Annotated in this window: 17 protein-coding genes; 11 read left to right on the forward strand and 6 right to left on the reverse strand. The window is 65.2% G+C overall.

What is annotated here, in order from left to right; translation table 11 throughout:
• Positions 1–210: 210 nt before the first annotated feature.
• Together C7435_RS10455 and C7435_RS10460 are read left to right on the forward strand one after the other, a co-directional pair.
• Positions 211–849 carry an alpha-ketoglutarate-dependent dioxygenase AlkB gene (locus C7435_RS10455; RefSeq protein ID WP_121211320.1) on the forward strand — a complete coding sequence of 213 codons (639 nt, stop codon included), beginning with the start codon at positions 211–213 and terminating at the stop codon, positions 847–849.
• Positions 850–921: 72 nt separating this feature from the next.
• The gene (locus C7435_RS10460) at positions 922–1,269 is read left to right on the forward strand and encodes a YMGG-like glycine zipper-containing protein (protein WP_121211322.1); all 348 of its coding nucleotides are present in this window, start codon (positions 922–924) and stop codon (positions 1,267–1,269) included.
• Between the two features lie 84 nt (positions 1,270–1,353).
• On the opposite strand, the gene C7435_RS10465 is transcribed toward C7435_RS10460, so the two are convergent.
• From C7435_RS10465 to hrcA, 3 genes are all read right to left on the reverse strand, one after another.
• A complete protein-coding gene (locus tag C7435_RS10465) occupies positions 1,354–2,874 on the reverse strand; it encodes an FMN-binding glutamate synthase family protein (protein WP_121211439.1) in 1,521 nt (506 codons plus the stop codon).
• 106 nt (positions 2,875–2,980) lie between these two features.
• A complete protein-coding gene (gene grpE / locus C7435_RS10470) occupies positions 2,981–3,643 on the reverse strand; it encodes a nucleotide exchange factor GrpE (RefSeq protein ID WP_121211324.1) in 663 nt (220 codons plus the stop codon).
• 6 nt (positions 3,644–3,649) lie between these two features.
• A complete protein-coding gene (gene hrcA / locus C7435_RS10475; protein ID WP_121211326.1) occupies positions 3,650–4,729 on the reverse strand; it encodes a heat-inducible transcriptional repressor HrcA in 1,080 nt (359 codons plus the stop codon).
• A 121-nt stretch (positions 4,730–4,850) separates the two neighbouring features.
• Between hrcA and rph the strand changes: the two genes are divergently transcribed.
• A complete protein-coding gene (rph, locus tag C7435_RS10480; protein ID WP_121211328.1) occupies positions 4,851–5,567 on the forward strand; it encodes a ribonuclease PH in 717 nt (238 codons plus the stop codon).
• A 171-nt stretch (positions 5,568–5,738) separates the two neighbouring features.
• On the opposite strand, the gene C7435_RS10485 is transcribed toward rph, so the two are convergent.
• Entirely contained in the window at positions 5,739–5,969 is a 231-nt protein-coding gene (locus C7435_RS10485) for a helix-turn-helix domain-containing protein (RefSeq protein ID WP_075190226.1), read from the reverse strand.
• Between the two features lie 14 nt (positions 5,970–5,983).
• Positions 5,984–6,538, reverse strand: a complete 555-nt coding sequence (locus C7435_RS10490; RefSeq protein WP_075190227.1) for a DUF2975 domain-containing protein — start codon at positions 6,536–6,538, stop codon at positions 5,984–5,986.
• Between the two features lie 381 nt (positions 6,539–6,919).
• Between C7435_RS10490 and rdgB the strand changes: the two genes are divergently transcribed.
• A complete protein-coding gene (gene rdgB, locus C7435_RS10495) occupies positions 6,920–7,513 on the forward strand; it encodes an RdgB/HAM1 family non-canonical purine NTP pyrophosphatase (protein ID WP_121211330.1) in 594 nt (197 codons plus the stop codon).
• Entirely contained in the window at positions 7,510–8,667 is a 1,158-nt protein-coding gene (hemW, locus tag C7435_RS10500) for a radical SAM family heme chaperone HemW (RefSeq protein ID WP_121211332.1), read from the forward strand. Before rdgB ends, hemW begins: the two co-directional genes overlap by 4 nt.
• A gap of 10 nt (positions 8,668–8,677) precedes the next feature.
• On the opposite strand, the gene C7435_RS10505 is transcribed toward hemW, so the two are convergent.
• Positions 8,678–10,027, reverse strand: coding sequence for a penicillin-binding protein activator (locus C7435_RS10505; protein WP_075190230.1), 1,350 nt, complete (start codon positions 10,025–10,027; stop codon positions 8,678–8,680).
• On the opposite strand from C7435_RS10505, the gene rsmI reads away from it, so the two are divergent.
• The 6 genes from rsmI to C7435_RS10535 all read left to right on the forward strand — a co-directional run bounded on the left by rsmI (position 10,026) and on the right by C7435_RS10535 (position 16,916).
• On the forward strand, positions 10,026–10,922 hold the full coding sequence (gene rsmI / locus C7435_RS10510; RefSeq protein WP_121211334.1) for a 16S rRNA (cytidine(1402)-2'-O)-methyltransferase: 897 nt from the start codon (positions 10,026–10,028) through the stop codon (positions 10,920–10,922). The genes C7435_RS10505 and rsmI overlap by 2 nt on opposite strands.
• Positions 10,919–11,302 (forward strand): YraN family protein, encoded by a 384-nt coding sequence (locus C7435_RS10515; protein ID WP_075190231.1) that lies wholly within the window; start codon positions 10,919–10,921, stop codon positions 11,300–11,302. The genes rsmI and C7435_RS10515 overlap by 4 nt, the downstream gene beginning before the upstream one ends.
• Positions 11,303–11,420: 118 nt before the next feature.
• Entirely contained in the window at positions 11,421–12,113 is a 693-nt protein-coding gene (locus tag C7435_RS10520; RefSeq protein ID WP_075190232.1) for a BON domain-containing protein, read from the forward strand.
• The gene (gene gshB, locus C7435_RS10525; protein ID WP_170150436.1) at positions 12,113–13,060 is read left to right on the forward strand and encodes a glutathione synthase; all 948 of its coding nucleotides are present in this window, start codon (positions 12,113–12,115) and stop codon (positions 13,058–13,060) included. Before C7435_RS10520 ends, gshB begins: the two co-directional genes overlap by 1 nt.
• A 205-nt stretch (positions 13,061–13,265) precedes the next feature.
• Entirely contained in the window at positions 13,266–14,795 is a 1,530-nt protein-coding gene (locus tag C7435_RS10530; RefSeq protein WP_121211337.1) for a YifB family Mg chelatase-like AAA ATPase, read from the forward strand.
• A 138-nt stretch (positions 14,796–14,933) separates the two neighbouring features.
• Complete coding sequence (locus C7435_RS10535) at positions 14,934–16,916, forward strand: hybrid sensor histidine kinase/response regulator (RefSeq protein WP_233350745.1); 1,983 nt, start codon at positions 14,934–14,936, stop codon at positions 16,914–16,916.
• Positions 16,917–16,925: the final 9 nt, after the last annotated feature.

Below are 16,925 nucleotides of genomic sequence, written 5' to 3' on the forward strand. Positions count from 1 at the left end.
AAGTGTTCGCAGGAATAACCCCGCTGTCAGTGGGCGATTTAGGGAGGGATGGCGAACAGTGCAAGGCCTGCTGCAGCTCCATCGCATATCGCCCATACGCATTTGGTATGACTCCGGGACACGTAAACGCGACGGAGGGACGACAGATTCAGGCTCTGGCGCCGCAAGGAGCGGGTGGCCAGGCGGGCGTGTGCGCCCCATCTTGACGGTATGAGTGACAGATTCGCCATGCCCGCCGGCTTTCGCCTGCTGCCCGGACGCCTGTCCAGACAGCAACAGGAAGGCTTGATCGACGCCGTAGTCGCGGCCCAGGCGACAGCCCCGTTCTGGCGTCCGTCCATGCCGCGGACCGGGCAGCCACTATCGGTGACCATGACAAATTTCGGGTCGCTGGGTTGGGTCACCGACAAGCATGGAGGTTATCGCTACGAGCCGGCCCATCCGCAAACCGGAAATCCCTGGCCGGCCATGCCCGCCCTGCTGACCGATTTGTGGCAGGAGCTGGCAGACTATCCTGCCCTTCCTGAAGCCTGTCTCGTCAATTGGTACACGCCGGAGAGCCGGATGGGCCTGCATGTTGACTGGGACGAGGCGGCGACGGATGCCGCCGTCGTGTCGATCTCGCTGGGCGACAAGGCGCGCTTCCGCCTCGGCGGTCCGAAACGCGGTGGCAAAACGGCCTCAATGGTATTGTCGTCCGGCGATGTCGTCGTGCTCGGCGGCGAAGCCCGCCATTGTCATCATGGCATCGACCGCATCTATCCCGGCACGTCGACCCTTTTGCCGGCGGAACATTTTCCGGCGGGTGGCCGGGTCAATTTGACGATGCGGCGGGTGAATTTGGCGTAGGCGGCGGAACTTTCCCGGCGGCTCGGCGTTTCACACGTCTATGCAAGTCGAACCAATACGGGAGACGCCGTCATGTTGAAGTCACTGCTTGTTGTTTCCGTTGCCGTTGTGGGTCTGTCGGCCTGTGGTGCAACGACCCGCGGTGCGGCCACCGGCGCGGCCATGGGCGCGGCGGCCGGTGCCGTGATCGGCAATAATACCGGTTCGGGCGATGCCGAGACTGGTGCCATCATCGGTGGCGTCGTCGGCGGCGCCGCCGGTGCTTATGCCGGTTGTCGCTCGGAAGGCGGCTGCCGCTGGACCGAAGACAATCCCAACCAGTCCCGCCTCTATCTCGATGAGCGCGCCAATCGCTATTACTACGTCAACAATCGCGATGGTTGCACCTATTGGCGCAATGGTGAGTATCGCGCCTGTTAACGGCGATACGGTGGATGTGGCCGAATGAAAAGAGCGCCGGAGCCTGCGGGTTCCGGCGCTCTTTTGTGTCCGATGGCGTGGATATCAGGCCTGGCCGGGGATTTCCCGGTTGGGTGCTTCGTCGTCAGGCAGGTAACTCAGCGCCGTCATCGGCAGGGAGCGGCCATTGGCCTGGACGATGCGGACATGTTTGCGGCCCAGTCGGCGCGGTTCCGGCACGCCGCAGGAATGGGCGATCATCTCGACATGCTGGCGCACGGTATTGGCGTAAGCGGCGACCCGCTCGGCCTTGTCCTTGACCACGAGACCGCGCTGCAGGTGTTTCTTGTGGGTCGTGACGCCGGTCGGACAGCTATTCTTGTGGCATTTCAGCGCCTGGATGCAGCCGAGCGAGAACATGAAGCCGCGGCCGCACTGGATGAAGTCGGCGCCGGCCGCGAGCGCCCAGGCGACCGCCCCCGGGGTCAGTAATTTGCCTGACGCGACCACGCGGATACGGTCCTTCAAGCCATAGCGTTCGAGGATGGTGACCACGATCGGCAGGCTTTCTCGGATCGTCAGCCCGACATTGTCCATCAGCGCCATCGGCGCCGCGCCGGTGCCGCCATCACCACTGTCTATGGTGAAGAAGTCGGGGGCGCTGTCGGGTCCGCGCTTGGTGATCTCGACGCACAGCTCGTCAATCCAGCCATAGGCGCCGATCACCGCCTTGAAGCCGACGGGCTTGCCGGTGACCTCGCGGATATGCCCGATCATGTCCAGCAGACCACCGATATCGTCGAACTCAGGATGCCGATTGGGCGAGATCGATGCCTGGCCAACGGGAATGCCGCGTATCGCTGCGACTTCGGCGGTCACTTTCTCGGCCGGCAGGATGCCGCCCTTGCCCGGCTTGGCGCCCTGCGACAGCTTGAGTTCGAACATGCGCACGGTTTCGTGGGCGGCAACTTCGCGCAGCTTCTCGTCGGACAGGCCGCCCAGCTCGTCGCGGACACCGTATTTGGCGGTGCCGATCTGGAAGACGAGGTCGCAGCCGCCCTCCAGATGCATGGGCGACAACCCGCCCTCACCGGTATTCATCCAGATGCCGGCCTTGGCGGCCCCGCGTGACAGCGCCCGCACCGCCGGTTTGGACAGGGCGCCATAGCTCATGCCGGAAACATTGAAGAAGGAGGGTGCGTCATAGGGGATGCGGGCGTCCGGTCCGACCCGCATCGGCTGGGTATCGGCGGCATGGTCGTCCAGCAGCGGGAATGGACAATTGACGAAGATCGCATTGCCCGGCTTGTCCATCGGCTTGGTCGAGCCGAATGGAATTGTGCCGCCCTTGCCCTCCGATGAACGGCCCACCCACTCCCGTTCAGCCCGGTTGAAGGGCAGCTCCTCGCGATCCATGGCGAAGAAATACTGCCGGAAGAATTCGCCCAGCGTTGTGAAGAGCGAGCGGAAGCGACCGACGACGGGATAATTGCGCCGGATCGCGTCGCGCGTCTGGGTGATGTCGGTAACATACATGAGCAAGGCGATCAGGGCCGCCAGACCCACGGCCAGAATGAACGCCTGGGCCAGGATGTTCATGGCATCCATCGCCCAACCAGGCAGCATTGTCATGGGTGTCTCCCGCTCGTTCGCGCCGTATCATGACCCGTCATCGAGCGTGATGCGAGAGTCCGCGGCGCGAATGTCGCGGGTGTGACGCCCGGCGCGGAGGCTAGGCCTTCACGTCGACATTGCCGCCGGTACCGCCGGACGCGTCACCATTGCCGGCCGCCGGGCCGGAGGAGACGGCGACCATGGCGGCGCGCAGGGTGCGGTCGGCGATCACGAAACCGGTCTGCATGACGGCAGCAATCTTGCCGGCGCCATGGTCGGACGGAATCTGGGCAACGGCCTGGTGCCTGTGCGGATCGAAAGTGTCACCCGGCTGCGGGTCGACCTTCTTGACGCCGTGACGCTCCATCTTGGTGGCCATGGCCTTTTCGGTCATGGCCACGCCTTCGACGAGGTTTTTCACAGCGTCCGGTGCGTCGGCGAGGGCGGTCTCGTCAACGGCGCTCATGGCGCGCGTGAGATTGTCGGAAATGTCGAGCATGTCCTTGGCGAAGCTGGAAACGGCGTAGCTGCGGGCATCGGCAACATCGCGCTCGGCACGGCGGCGCGTGTTCTCGGCCTCGGCCAGGGCACGCAACAGCTTGTCCCGCATGGAATCAAGTTCTCCGGTCAGCTTGAGGACCGGGTCCAGCTCGGTCGTTTCGTCTGCCGTTTGGTCTGCCGGGTCGACAGCCGCTTCGGCGCTGTCTTCAGCAGCGGCGGGTGCGGTTTCGTCCTGCGGGGCTTGCGGGTCTTCGTGCGGCTTGTTCTCTGTGTCGCTCATCTGTCTTCACTCTCGCGATCGCGCGCTGTCCAGTATCTGTCCGACCACACGGGCGGTGTAGTCGACGAGGGGGATAACACGGGCATAGTTCAAACGGGTGGGGCCAATTACACCCAGCGCCCCGATGATTTCCTGTTCGGCATTCATATAGGGCGCCACGATCACACTGGAACCCGACAGGCTGAAAAGCGGGTTCTCGGCGCCGATGAACAGGCGCACGCCCTGGGCGTCGCGGGCCTTGTCCAGCAAGGTGATCAGCTCTTCCTTGCGCTCGATGTCGTCAAACAGGAGGCGGATGCGTTCCAGGTCGCTGGCGGCCTCGAGGCTCTCCAGCAAGCGAGCCTGGCCGCGCACGATCAGCGAACGTTCGCGTCCCTGGCCACCGCTCCAGTCCGCCAGCCCCAGCGTCACAAGGCTTTCCGCGGCGCCATCAAGAGCGGAACGACGTTCGGCAATTTCGAGCTCAATGGCCTTGCGGGCATCGCTCAGCGTGCGTCCCTTGAGGCGAGTGGACAGGTAATTGCCGGCCTCGATCAGCGCGGCCGGCGGGATGCCGTCCGGTGTTCGCATCAGCCGGTTCTCGACGCTGCCATCCTCAAACACCAGAACCGCCAGCATTTCCACAGCGGACAAGGGTACGAATTCCACATGCCGCATCGGCGCTTCGCGCTTCGAGGTGATCACCAAACCGGCGCCGCCAGCAAGCCCGCCAAGGAGGGAGGTTGCTTCAGTCAGCAAATCCTGTGTCGAGCGCCCGGACACCGAAACCTGTCCTTCGATGGCCTTGCGCTCATCTGCCGACAATTCTCCAACCTGCAGCAGGCCATCCACGAAGAGGCGCAAGCCGGCATGGGTCGGCATGCGACCGGCGCTGGCGTGCGGTGCGCTCAACAGGCCGAGATCGGCGAGGTCGGCCATCGTGTTGCGGATCGAGGCCGGCGACAGGGAAAGATTGCCGGTCTGCGACAGGGTGCGTGAGCCGACCGGATCACCGGAACGCAGATAGGCTTCCACGATCTCGCGAAAGATCGTGCGCATGCGGTCATCCAGCGCGGCCAGGGCCGATTGCGGTGCAGTCTGGGACATGTGTCTTCAATTAGTCGTGCCCGCGCCCGGGTTCAATCCGCTTTGCGCGTGCTTGGCGCTTGAAGCCCGCCGACAACGCCGTTAGGAGCGGGGCATGACAGCACCGACACCGGAGACGAGCATGAGACCCAATGGACGCGCCCGCGACGCCATGCGCGAAATCAGCCTTGAGGCCGGCGCCTCGCTCTATGCCGAAGGCTCCTGTCTGGCCCGTTTCGGCGGCACGCATGTCCTGTGCACCGCCAGCATTGAAGAAAGCGTCCCGCCGTGGATGCGCGGTAGCGGCAAGGGTTGGGTGACGGCGGAATACGGCATGTTGCCGCGGGCGACGCATACGCGTTCGCGCCGTGAAGCGTCTGCCGGTAAGCAGTCCGGCCGCACCCAGGAAATCCAGCGTCTGATCGGTCGCTCCCTGCGCGCCGTTGTGGATCTCAAAGCCCTCGGCGAGCGCCAGATCACCATCGATTGCGATGTCCTGCAAGCTGATGGCGGCACCCGGACGGCGGCCATCACCGGCGCCTGGGTGGCGCTGAAACAGGCGACCGGCTATCTGATCGAGGAAGGCTTGCTGACCAGCGATCCGGTGCACGGCCAGCTCGCGGCCATCTCCTGCGGTGTCATCGACGGCGAAACCCGGCTCGACCTTGAATACGAGGAAGACCGCCGCGCCGAGGCCGACGCCAATTTCGTGCTGACCGACAAGGGCGGGATTGTCGAGATCCAGGCCACCGCGGAAGACAAGCCGATCCCGGAGACAGATTTCGACCTGCTGTTCGCCCTCGCCAAGGCCGGCGTCACCGACCTGTGCGCAGCGCAACTGGCCGCACTGAAGGCTTAGTACTTGCACTGAAGGCGGAAGCCGGTTGAATTAAAGAACAGACGGCGGGGGCGCGCTGGGGGGCTGGAAACGGCCCGCACGGCCTCTTTGGGAAGGGGCTACCGTGCAGGCCCACCCCCGCCGTCTGTCCCGTCGACCCTTGGGTCGGCGGTCTTTGGGTGACGTTCGCGCCTATTCGGCAGCGTCGGCGTCATCATCCTCATCATCAAAACTCAGCAGATCGCCGGGCTGGCAACCCAGTTCGCGGCAGAGCGCTTCCAGGGTCGAGAAGCGGACGGCCTTGGCTTTGCCTGTCTTGAGGATGGACAGGTTGGCCATGGTGATGCCGACACGGTCGCAGAGTTCGGTCAGCGACATGCGGCGCTCGAGGAGCATGCGATCAAGAGTGACGCGAATGGGCATGGTGTGCGTCTCCCCTAAATCGTCAATTTTTGTTCTTGGCGCATCCGCGCGCCTTCGCGGAAGACTTCCGCCAGGACCAGAAGCGCCACCACGGCGAACCAGGCCCCCAGATCAATTCCGTCCACGCCTGCCAGTTCGAGCCCGCCGACCACCGGATTATCGGTATCCAGAAGGGTCAGGATCATGGCGACCGCACCCTGGGTGACATGACGCAGGACCTGGTAGGCGGCGATGGCAATCGCGATTACCCGCAAATGGCCGGCATTTTCCGGTACGAAGGGGTCGCCGGCGATCAGGGTCGAGAAGATGCGGCGCAGCCGGTCGATCACGACCAGGAAGGCGACGATCTCGGCGACGAAGATCGGGTAGACCCAGCCGTGATTGCGGATGGTCTCAAAAAACTGTGTGACGAAGCTCGGCGAATAACCAAGCCAGTCCATCAGCAGGGTGGCGCCGGTTGCAATCAGGACGAGGGCTGCAAAACCCAATAGGGCCCAGGCCAGGTACCAGACCACGTCCAGTACCACCTTCAAAACGGATGCGAGTGATCCGCTTCCCAGTGCCTTCATAGCCGCCCCTTCCCTGCTAGGCGTCGCACGCGAGGTCCGGTGACCTTAATCCGTTTGACCGGACCTCACGCGACTTTTTCCATCATGCCGCGACCGGGGCAATGGCGTAGAACGCGCCGGCGCCGACTGCGACGAGCAGCATGAGGTTGATGGCGATGGAGCCGATCATCTGCATGCCTGAATTGTTGGACCTGACCATTTCACTGTTTCCTTTGTCTTGTATCTGACCAATTACCGTTGTCATTCATGTTGTTCGGACGACGTGTCCCGTCCTTGTTGTTTATCGATAAACACAAAGTTCGGCGGGCGCAAGCGAAAAATATCGTTTTTCGATATGAATTTTTCGAAAGGCGATAAATGAGATGGCGCGGGAGCGGCAAAATGAACCGGGAAACCTGGGTGCTGGCGAGCCATAACGCCGGTAAAATCAAGGAGATGGAGCGGATTCTGGCCCCCTTCGGAGTGACCCTGAAGAGCGCCCGCGACCTCGCCCTTCCTGAACCGGAAGAAACCGAGACGACATTTCGCGGTAACGCGGCGCTGAAGGCGCGGGCGGCCTGTGAGGCGACGGGCCTGCCTTGCCTGGCCGATGATTCCGGACTGTCTGTCGATGCGCTCGGGGGTGATCCCGGCATCCATTCAGCCCGCTGGGCCGGCGAGCCGCGCGATTTCAGTCGCGCCATGCAGCGGGTCGAGGACGCGCTTTCGGCGTCTGGCAGCGCTGACCGCACTGCGCGCTTTGTGTGCACGATTGCCCTGGCTCGACCTGGCGAGGACATTGTCTTCTTTGAGGGCGAGGTCGAAGGCGAGATCGTCTGGCCGCCGCGTGGTCCGGAAGGTTTCGGCTATGATCCTGTCTTCCAGCCCGCCGGTCATGACCGCACATTCGGCGAGATGAGCGCTGACGAGAAGCGCCAGCTCAGCCATCGCGCCCGTGCGCTGGACGCGATGATCGCGCAGGGTTTCCAGCGATGACCGATCTCGGCCAAGCGCTCGGGCTTTACCTGCACTGGCCCTATTGCGCGCGGATCTGTCCCTACTGCGATTTCAATGTCTATCGGCCCAAGGGCGATGACGAGGCGCTGCTCGCGGCAATTCTGGACGACATGGCGGACTGGCGCGAGCGCACCGGGCCGCGGGCGTTGGCCAGCCTGCATTTCGGCGGAGGAACGCCTTCACTGATGAAGCCTGACTGGATTGCCCGGGTGATAGAGGCGGCGGACCGGCTCTGGGGGTTGTCGACGGGCGCGGAAATCGGTCTTGAGGCCAATCCCAATGACCAGGCCCGTTTCGCCGGCATTGCACAGGCCGGCGTGGGCCGCCTGTCGCTGGGGGTCCAGAGTTTCGATGATGCGGTCCTTGCCGGTCTCGGCCGTGATCATGACGGCTCCGGTGCGCGTCAGGCCATCGACATGGCCCTGTCTTCCTTCGATCGGGTCTCGGTCGACATGATCTATGCCCATGCCGGTCAGACCCTGTCTGACTGGCGGACCGAACTCGGAGAGGCGCTGGCCACTGGCGCCGGTCACATCTCGGCCTACCAGCTGACCATCGAGCCGGGCACGGCCTTCGGCAAGCGGACCGAGCGGGGCGAGACGCTTGCCGTGGACGGAGACAGCGCCGCCGATCTCTACGAACTCACCGGCGAGATGTGCGAGGCGGCAGGCTTTCCCGCCTATGAAGTCTCCAACCATGCCCGCAGCGACGCGGATCGTTCGACCCATAACCGGATCTATTGGGAAGGTGGGGATTGGATCGGTGTCGGACCCGGCGCGCATGGCCGGCTCGGGCGCAGTACGGCGGACGGTGGCCGGATCGCCACCACGGCTGCCCGGCGCCCGTCTGACTATATTGCCGGTGTTGCGACGCGCGGCTCCGGCGTGCCGGACGCTGGCCGCGAACAGCTTTCTCCGCACGACGACATGATCGAGCGGGCCTTTCTCGGGCTCCGGATCACCGACGGTCTGGATCTCGACCATCTCGCCGCCGCCACCGGATGCCAGCCAGAGGCGGCCGGCATCGACCGGATGATCGACGAGGGATTCCTGGCCCGTGACGGGGTGCGTATACGCCTCACACCGGCGGGCCGTCTGCTGGCCGACCGGGTTACCCGCGAAATATTGCCCTGAGCGGCCGGGACTAGAACGCCTCGATGGGTTCGAAGGTCAGCGGCGCCGGTTCGATTTCCCGAAGTCCGCGGGAGCGCATTTCATAAATCGCCAGTCCGCGTTCGATCAGTCCGGTCCCGACGAAACGGAACAGGCCATCGGCGCCGAGAAAACCCTGCTCTTCCTCAATGGCTTCCCGGGTGAAACCGCGCTCACCGCCGTCGAGATGGGCGGCCAGGCTCATCGCGTCATAGGCAAGGCTGGCGATCCGCGAGGGATCATTGCCATAGGCTGCCCGATAGGCCGTCTCGAAATTGGTGCGGGCGTCCAGGTCCGGACCGGCGAACCAGCCGCCGTGCAGGGCCGGCTCCCGCAGCAGGTCGGGGTCATTCCAAAGTCCGGTGCCGAGGAAGCGCACGACAAGCGGGTCGACCGATTGCGAGATCAACAGCGGTCCCAGCGCGCGAAGGCGCGTCCCGCCCTCCGGCAGGATTACCGCCTGGAAGGCGGCCTCGGGGTCGGGCACCCAGGCTTCGCGCCGCAGCTCGTCGGCCTCTTCCGGTGTCAGCGGTTCGAACACGCCTTCCGCAAGGCGCGCTGAGGCGCGTGCCATGGCTTCAACATCGCCGGTATAAAAACTCTCCGCGGCGACATAGCCGCCGGTCAGCGCGGCATTGTCCTGCAGCGCGGCGTGCACAGCCATGCCGTAGCGGCTCTGCGGCCCGAGATAGGCGAAGCGCTCGACGCCCTGACGGGTGGCGTATTCGACAATGCGGGCGACTTCAATCTCCGGCGGAAAGCTCATCAGATAAACGCCATTGCCGGCAACCGTGGCGTCCGTCGTGAAGGCGATGACTGGGATGCCGGCCTGGCGAGCCACCTGGCCGGCAGCGGAAACAGCCGGTCCGAACAGCGGTCCGATAATGATGTCGGCACCGTCCTCGACAGCGGCCTGGGCCGCGGACCGGGCGCCCTGCGGTGTGCCTTGTGTGTCCTTGGGGATCAGCAGGAGATTGCCGCTGCCGCGCTCGAACAGGGCCAGCTCGGCCGCATTCAACAGGCGAAGCGCTTCCGAGCGGGCGCCGGAATTGTCAGCCGAGAAAGGCAATAGCAGGGCGACGCGGGCGATTTCGCGGTCCGCCATGTGTGGCGGGATGAGGCCGGTGGCGACCGGCTCCTCGACCGGATCGGGCTCGATTTCGACCGGTTCATCGATTACCGGTTCCGGCGGCGTGTAGATCGGCGCCGGCGGCGCGGTCTGCGTTGTGCCACAGGCGGCGAGTGTGCCGACCATCGCGATGACAGCGAGGCAGCGCAGGCCGCGGCTTTGTGCCAATGTGTCCGTCGGCAGGGCGATACGCGAATTGAAGACTGAAAGCATGACCGAAACATCCCGGGAAATTCTTGGCGAAGCTATCCGCCGTGGCGGCAGGGGGCAAGCGCTCGGGCCGGGGCTTTACCTGGTTTCGACGCCAATCGGCAATTTGCGCGACATCACCTTGCGGGCGCTCGACGTGCTCGGACAAGCCGACCGCGTCCTTGCCGAAGACACCCGCGTCACCCGGCGACTGCTCGATGCCTACGGGCTGCGGGTCGAGTTGACGGCCTATCATGACCATAATGGTGAGCGGGTCCGGCCCGGAATTCTCGAAGATCTTGAAGCCGGTCAACGCGTTGCCCTGGTGTCGGATGCGGGCACGCCGCTGGTCTCTGATCCGGGCTACAAGCTGGCCCGCGACGCGATCGCGGCCGGTATCCCGGTCATTGCCATCCCCGGCGCGTCGGCCGTGCTGGCGGCGCTCGCCATTGCCGGTCTGCCGACCGATTGTTTCACCTTCGCCGGCTTCCCGCCGCAAAAGACCGGTCCGCGCGAAGCTTGGCTTGAGCCTTTCCGCCACATCCCCGGCAGCCTTGTTTTCTATGAGGGCGTATCGCGCCTTCCGGCGATGATCGCCAGCCTCGCCAAGGTGTTGGGAGACCGGCCGGCGGCGGTCTGCCGCGAGCTGACCAAGCTGCACGAGGAGGCACGCCGCGGCTCCCTGTCCGAACTCGCCGCTCATTACGCAGAAGCCGGGCCGCCACGCGGTGAAGTCGTGATTGTCGTCGGCCCGCCGCCGGTGGATGACTGGGATGCCGGGCGGATCGATACCGCCTTGCGCGCGGCGCTTGAGGACATGCGCGTCAAGGAGGCCGCCAGCCACGTCGCCGAAGCCTCCGGCTGGCCGCGACGCGACGTCTATGCCCGCGCCCTGGCGCTCAAGGACCAGGGCCGGTGACCCGTAAGCGGCGGCAGGCGGAAGCCCGCGGCCGCTGGGCTGAATGGCTGGCCATGGCCTGGCTGGTCGCCAAGGGTTATCGCTTGCTCGATCATCGTGCCCGCACCGCTGCCGGTGAGATCGACCTGGTCGCCAGTCGCGGTGAGTATCTGGTGTTTGTCGAGGTCAAGGCGCGGCCCAGCATCAAGGCTGCGCTTGAGTCGATCGGGCCGCGCCAGCGCGGTCGCATCACCCGTGCGGCCTCGATCTGGCGGGCCTCGCGCCCGGCCGTGCAGGCGCTGCATTTGCGCTATGACCTCTTCTTGGTCGTGCCGGGCCGTTGGCCACAACATCGCCGCGCGGCCTGGATTCCCGGAGACGGCGCCCGCGACCTGCTCTGACCCGGCCCGGTATCGTGTCTTTTGTGATGTGGCTTGGCCTGGGCGCCGCGACTTGTCATGGTAGCGCGTCTGCAAATGACTAAGCTGGGGCGCGGGCGATTCGACAGGAGCTTCGTGTATGGCCGACCGTCTATCTTTTATGTCCACCCTGCTGCTGGCCGGGCTTGTCGGGCTGGCCCCGTCGGCCTGCAGTTCCGTCGGTGCGGTTGGCCAGGATCGGTCGATCGGCCGCCAGCTCGACGACACCAATGCCTCGGTCTCGATCAAGTCGGCCATGCTGCGCTCGGAAGGCTTTGCCCTTGATGGCGTCGATGTCGAAGTGACCGAAGGCATCGCGCTTTTGACCGGACGGGTACCGCGCGAGGATGACCGGTTGATGGCCGAATGTCTGGCCTGGTCCTCGGTTGCGGTGCGCAATGTTGCTAATGAAATCGTGGTCGGGTCCGGCCAGGGCTTCCGTGACCGTACCCGCGACGCCGAGATCACGGCCCGGGTCAATGGCCGTCTGATCTCCGACCGCTCCGTACGCTCGATCAATTTCAACGTCGAAACCCGTGCCGGCCGGGTCTATCTGCTCGGCGTGGCCCGTAATCGCGGTGAGTTGGAGCGCGCCAGCGCCCATGCTTCGCTGGTTGAGGGGGTTGAGGAAGTCGTCTCCTATGTCCGCATCGCCGGCGTGCCGACCAATCTGCCGGCGCGCGGCGAACGCCGGGCTGAAGCCTGTGTCGGCGAAGCGAATCCGGGGGTTGAATCCCGGGGCGACGGCCCTAACTCCGGACCACAATTGATCGGCGGACCGGAGACGAGATGATGGCATGGCGTGTTGCGGTCCAGATGGACCCGATCGAGACGGTCAATGTGGACGCCGACACGACGTTCGCCCTGATGGAAGAGGCCCAGGCCCGGGGCGCCGAGCTCTACGTCTATCATCCCGACCAGCTGGCCTGGCAGGAAGGCCGCATTCTCGCCCGGGCCCGCCCGGTTCGGGTCAGGCATGTCCAGGGCGAGCACGCCGAGCTTGGTGAGGCGCGGGTGCTGGATCTGGCGCGCGATGTCGATGTCGTCCTGATGCGCCAGGATCCGCCCTTCGACATGGCCTATCAGACCGCCGCCCACCTGCTGGAAATGCTGAAGGGTGAAACCCTGGTACTCAATGATCCGTTCTGGGTCCGCTCGAGCCCGGAAAAAATCCTGCCGCTCCTTTATCCCGACATCATCCCGCCGACCCTGATCACACGCGACCTTGCGGCCCTGACCGGGTTTCGGGATACCCATCAGGACATCATCATCAAGCCGCTCTATGGCAATGGTGGCGCTGGGGTTTTCCGCTTGAAGCCGGGCGACGGTAATTTCTCGGCGCTGCTCGAGACTTTCTTCGCGCAATCGCGCGAGCCGGTGATCGCGCAGGCTTTCCTGCCGGCGGTGTCAGCGGGCGACAAGCGCATCCTGATCATTGATGGCGAGCCGATCGGTGCCATCAATCGCGTGCCGCAAACCGGTGAGACCCGCTCGAACATGCATGTGGGCGGGGTCGCCGAAGCGTCCGGCCTGACCGACAGTGACATGCGGATCTGTGACGCGATCGGTCCGATCCTCAAGGAGCGGGACCTGGTCCTCGTCGGCATTGATGTGATCGGTGATCGCCTGACCGAGATCAATGTCACCTCACCGACCGGCGTCCAGGAGCTCAAGCGTTTCTCCGGGATCGATGCCTGCGCCGCCTTCTGGGATGCAGTGGCTCGCCGGACCGGCGCCTAGAATACACGCTTGACGTGTGACAATTTATCGTACATGGTTTGTTCCTGTTTTGATCTGGTTGTGAACGAGCCTGTGGAAAACCCAATGATGCCGGACGGTTACCGGATCGGGTTGCGCTGCGAGACAGGTGGGTTGCATCTGGTGGCGGGGCGCGACACAGGCCGATGTCTGTGAATCAAATCCCCGGTATGTCGGGAGATTCGTCATGGCGGCTCGAACCGCGTCAGTGGCCTTCCACGGCGCCGAAGCCCGTCTTGTGGATGTACAGGTTCAGGTTGCGGGCGGGTCCCAGCCGATCTTTTCCATCGTCGGGCTGGCCGACAAGGCGGTCGCCGAAAGCCGGGAAAGGGTCCGGGCAGCCTTCTCGGCGCTGGGTCTGTCGCTGCCGTCGAAACGGCTGATCGTCAATCTCGCCCCGGCCGACCAGCCCAAGGAAGGCGCGCATTTCGATCTGCCGATCGCGATCGGCGTGCTGGCCGAGCTGGATGTCCTGCCCAAGGATGTGGCCGAGGACTATCTGGCCTTTGGTGAGCTGGGCGCCGACGCGCGCATCCGGCCAGCGCCGGGTGCCCTGCCCGCTGCCGTGGCGGCGCATGCGGCCGGCCGGGCTCTGATCTGCCCCGAAGCCTGTGGTCCGGAAGCCGCCTGGGCCGGTGGTGACCTGGCCATTCTGGCGCCGACGACGCTGATCCAGCTGATCAATCATTTCAAGGGCAGCCAGGTGATTGACCGCCCGGCGCCCGGCGAGTTGATCGAGGCTGGTCCCGATGTCGACCTGCGTCAGGTCAAGGGACAGGAAGGGGCCAAGCGGGCGCTGGAAATCGCCGCGGCGGGCAATCACAACCTGCTGATGGTTGGCCCGCCGGGGTCAGGCAAATCGATGCTGGCCGAGCGCCTGCCCGGCCTGTTGCCGCCACTGACCGCGCCGGAACTGCTCGACGTGTCCATGATCCACTCGGTGGCCGGCCTGCTCGAGCGCGGCCGGCTGACGCGAAACCGGCCTTTCCGTTCACCGCACCATTCGGCCTCGATGGCCGCTATGGTGGGCGGCGGCAGCCGTGCCCGGCCAGGTGAGGCCTCATTGGCGCATCGCGGGGTCTTGTTCCTGGATGAACTGCCTGAATTCCACCCACAAGTGCTTGATAGTCTTCGTCAGCCCCTGGAAACCGGATCCATCACCGTGGCGCGGGCCAATGCCCATATCGCCTATCCGGCCCGCTTCCAGCTGGTTGCGGCGATGAATCCCTGCCGCTGCGGCGGTGGCGGCGCTGACGGCGCCAGCTGTCGCCGCGGCGCGCGCTGCGCCATCGATTATCAGGCCCGCATATCCGGTCCGATGATCGACCGGATCGACCTGCAGATCCAGGTGCCGCCCGTCACGCCTGCTGATCTCGCCCTGCCGCCACCGGTCGAAGGCACCGCCGAGGCCGCCGCCCGGGTGGCGCGGGCGCGGGAGGCACAGGCCGGGCGCGGCTGTCTGAATGCACAATTGCCGACCGACCTGCTCGATCATGTCGCTGCGCCGGATCGGGCTGGCGAGGCGCTGCTGAACGAGGCCGCCATCCAGCACGCGCTCACCGCCCGCTCCTATCACCGCGTCTTGCGGGTGGCGCGAACCATTGCCGATCTGGAGGGCCAGGACGCGGTGCGCCGTCTCCACATTGCCGAAGCCCTGTCCTGCCGCCGTGGCCTGCAACGCGCCGGTCCGACGGCCAACCCGGCCGTGCGTGCCTGAGATTTGGCGGGCACCTTGACTGCGGGAAGCGCGGAGCCAGCCCGGCCTGCCGCAAACTCGTCAATCCAGGCGGGGCATAACGACGCTTCATTAACCCAAATCATCTATCAATCAGGCAGTTCGATCCGAAGGATGCAGATGGCCGACGAGCCGGAAGATCGCCTGACAGCCAGTTCATCGCGGCCTGATATCGCGGCGAATGGTGGGACTGCGTCTGCCTCCGGCCGGTCCGGCGCACCGAAACCAGGCGACGGGTCCGGTATTGCAGTCGATGCTGCGGCTGATACCGCAAGCCCGTTTGACACCCTGCCCGGCGCGATCGACACCCTGCTTCTGACGGCCCTCGACGCGGCCGGCGAACTCATCCTCGTGCGCGGAAATGGCGGCCGGGTGATGTATGTGAATGCGGCTTTCCTGCGGGCCTTTGGCGGCGCGCGCGAGGACTGGGTCGGACGCTGGTTCTCGGTTGCCCCGCCGGTCTCGGCCCAGGATTCCCGGCGCTATGAAATGCTGATGCGGACGCGCAAGGGCGCGATCTGGATCGAGTGGGATGAGCGCCTCCTGCCGGACGGTGCCGGCGTCATTTCGGTGGGTCGCGACGTCACCAGCCGCCGTGCTGCGCACGATGACCTGCAAGCGTCGCAGCGCGCCAAATCCCTTTTCTTTGCTGCGGTAACCCATGAATTGCGCACACCGCTGGCCGGTGCACTCGGCGTGTCACGCCTGCTCGAAGCGACGCCGCTCAAGCCCGACCAGGCGGATTATGTCCGCTCGATCGCGGCGTCCGCCGATCATGCCCTGTCGATGGTCGACGATATTCTTGACCTGTCACGCTTGGAGGCCGGACGGCTGGAATTGCGTCCGGAGACGGTCGATGTCGCTGACCTCGTCCGCGAGACGGTGGAACTCGCCGCGCCGCGCGCCCAGGAAAAAGGCCTCGAAATCGGCGTCGTTCATGCCGCCGGCGCACCGTCACGGATCACCGGCGATGCCGCCCGGCTCAAGCAAATCCTCTACAACCTGCTCGGCAATGCCGTGAAATTCACGCAAGCCGGCGGCGTCCGGCTCGACATTGCCAATGCACCCGACAGTGAAGGTCGCGACCGGCTCGCCCTGTCGGTCAGCGATACCGGGCCGGGTATTTCCGAAGCCGACCAGGAAAGCCTGTTCGAGCATTTCGAGCGCGGTGCTGCCGAGCGTAATGGCGCCGAAAGCGGGGCCGGGCTTGGTCTGGCCATGGTCCGCCGTCTCGCTGACGCCATGAACAGCGCCATGGGCGTTGAGAGCCGGCTCGGTGAGGGTGCCAAATTCTGGCTGATCTTCGATCTGCCCGTGCTGGCCACGCGCACCGACCGGCCGCTGTCGGGCCGTCATGTTTTTGTCGCCAGCGCCAATGACACGCTGCGCGAAAGCCTGTGCGACCAGCTTGAAGCCCTCGGCGCCGAGGCCACGGCGATCATGTCCGCGGCGGATCTGGCCAAGGCGGAAGGTCGCGAGCTCTTGTGTGACGCGGCCTGGGCGGATGACGCCGGCAGCGCCCGGGTCTGGCAGCTGGTGACGCCGGTAGAAAAAGCACAGCGCACCGACCTGGTCGCCGAGAGTGACGCCAACTGGTTCGTCAAACCGGTCCGGGCTGCGACCCTTGTGGCGCAACTGACATCCGGGCAGGCGGTCGACGGGTCAACAGTCGTCCCGCAGGGCCAGCTGGCGCCGGGCGCCCGTTTCCAGCCGGACCTGTCGGGCCTGCACCTGCTGGTCGCCGAGGACGATCCGGTCAACGCCCTGATTGCGCGCAAATGCCTGGAAGGCCTCGGCGTGCGGGTCACACCGGTCGCGCGCGGTGACGCGGCGCTGGAAAGCCTGACTTCACAGGCATTTGATGCTGCCCTTCTGGATCAACGCATGCCCGGCCTGGACGGGCCGGATGTGGCCCGCGCCGCCCGCGAGGCTGGCTTTCGTCTGCCGCTGATTGCCCTGACCGCCAATGATAGCGAGGCCGATCGCAAGCTCTGCCTGGGCGCCGGCATGGATGAATTCCTCACCAAGCCGCTCGACGCCGACCAGCTCGCCGACATCCTCACCCGCTTGTGCCGCCCCGGAAACCGCGCCAGCATGGGGTGACAACGTCCC

The sequence above is a fragment of the Maricaulis maris genome (genome assembly GCF_003634045.1).
Classification (GTDB): domain Bacteria; phylum Pseudomonadota; class Alphaproteobacteria; order Caulobacterales; family Maricaulaceae; genus Maricaulis; species Maricaulis maris.

Excerpts from the sequence above, each read along its gene's own strand:
- C7435_RS10455 (WP_121211320.1), top strand. The coding sequence starts at position 211 with ATGAGTGACAGATTCGCCATGCCCGCCGGCTTTCGCCTGCTGCCCGGA.
- C7435_RS10460 (WP_121211322.1), top strand. The coding sequence starts at position 922 with ATGTTGAAGTCACTGCTTGTTGTTTCCGTTGCCGTTGTGGGTCTGTCG.
- C7435_RS10465 (WP_121211439.1), bottom strand. The coding sequence starts at position 2,874 with ATGCTGCCTGGTTGGGCGATGGATGCCATGAACATCCTGGCCCAGGCG.
- grpE (WP_121211324.1), bottom strand. The coding sequence starts at position 3,643 with ATGAGCGACACAGAGAACAAGCCGCACGAAGACCCGCAAGCCCCGCAG.
- hrcA (WP_121211326.1), bottom strand. The coding sequence starts at position 4,729 with ATGTCCCAGACTGCACCGCAATCGGCCCTGGCCGCGCTGGATGACCGC.
- rph (WP_121211328.1), top strand. The coding sequence starts at position 4,851 with ATGAGACCCAATGGACGCGCCCGCGACGCCATGCGCGAAATCAGCCTT.
- C7435_RS10485 (WP_075190226.1), bottom strand. The coding sequence starts at position 5,969 with ATGCCCATTCGCGTCACTCTTGATCGCATGCTCCTCGAGCGCCGCATG.
- C7435_RS10490 (WP_075190227.1), bottom strand. The coding sequence starts at position 6,538 with ATGAAGGCACTGGGAAGCGGATCACTCGCATCCGTTTTGAAGGTGGTA.
- rdgB (WP_121211330.1), top strand. The coding sequence starts at position 6,920 with ATGAACCGGGAAACCTGGGTGCTGGCGAGCCATAACGCCGGTAAAATC.
- hemW (WP_121211332.1), top strand. The coding sequence starts at position 7,510 with ATGACCGATCTCGGCCAAGCGCTCGGGCTTTACCTGCACTGGCCCTAT.
- rsmI (WP_121211334.1), top strand. The coding sequence starts at position 10,026 with ATGACCGAAACATCCCGGGAAATTCTTGGCGAAGCTATCCGCCGTGGC.
- C7435_RS10505 (WP_075190230.1), bottom strand. The coding sequence starts at position 10,027 with ATGCTTTCAGTCTTCAATTCGCGTATCGCCCTGCCGACGGACACATTG.
- C7435_RS10520 (WP_075190232.1), top strand. The coding sequence starts at position 11,421 with ATGGCCGACCGTCTATCTTTTATGTCCACCCTGCTGCTGGCCGGGCTT.
- gshB (WP_170150436.1), top strand. The coding sequence starts at position 12,113 with ATGGCATGGCGTGTTGCGGTCCAGATGGACCCGATCGAGACGGTCAAT.
- C7435_RS10530 (WP_121211337.1), top strand. The coding sequence starts at position 13,266 with ATGGCGGCTCGAACCGCGTCAGTGGCCTTCCACGGCGCCGAAGCCCGT.
- C7435_RS10535 (WP_233350745.1), top strand. The coding sequence starts at position 14,934 with ATGGCCGACGAGCCGGAAGATCGCCTGACAGCCAGTTCATCGCGGCCT.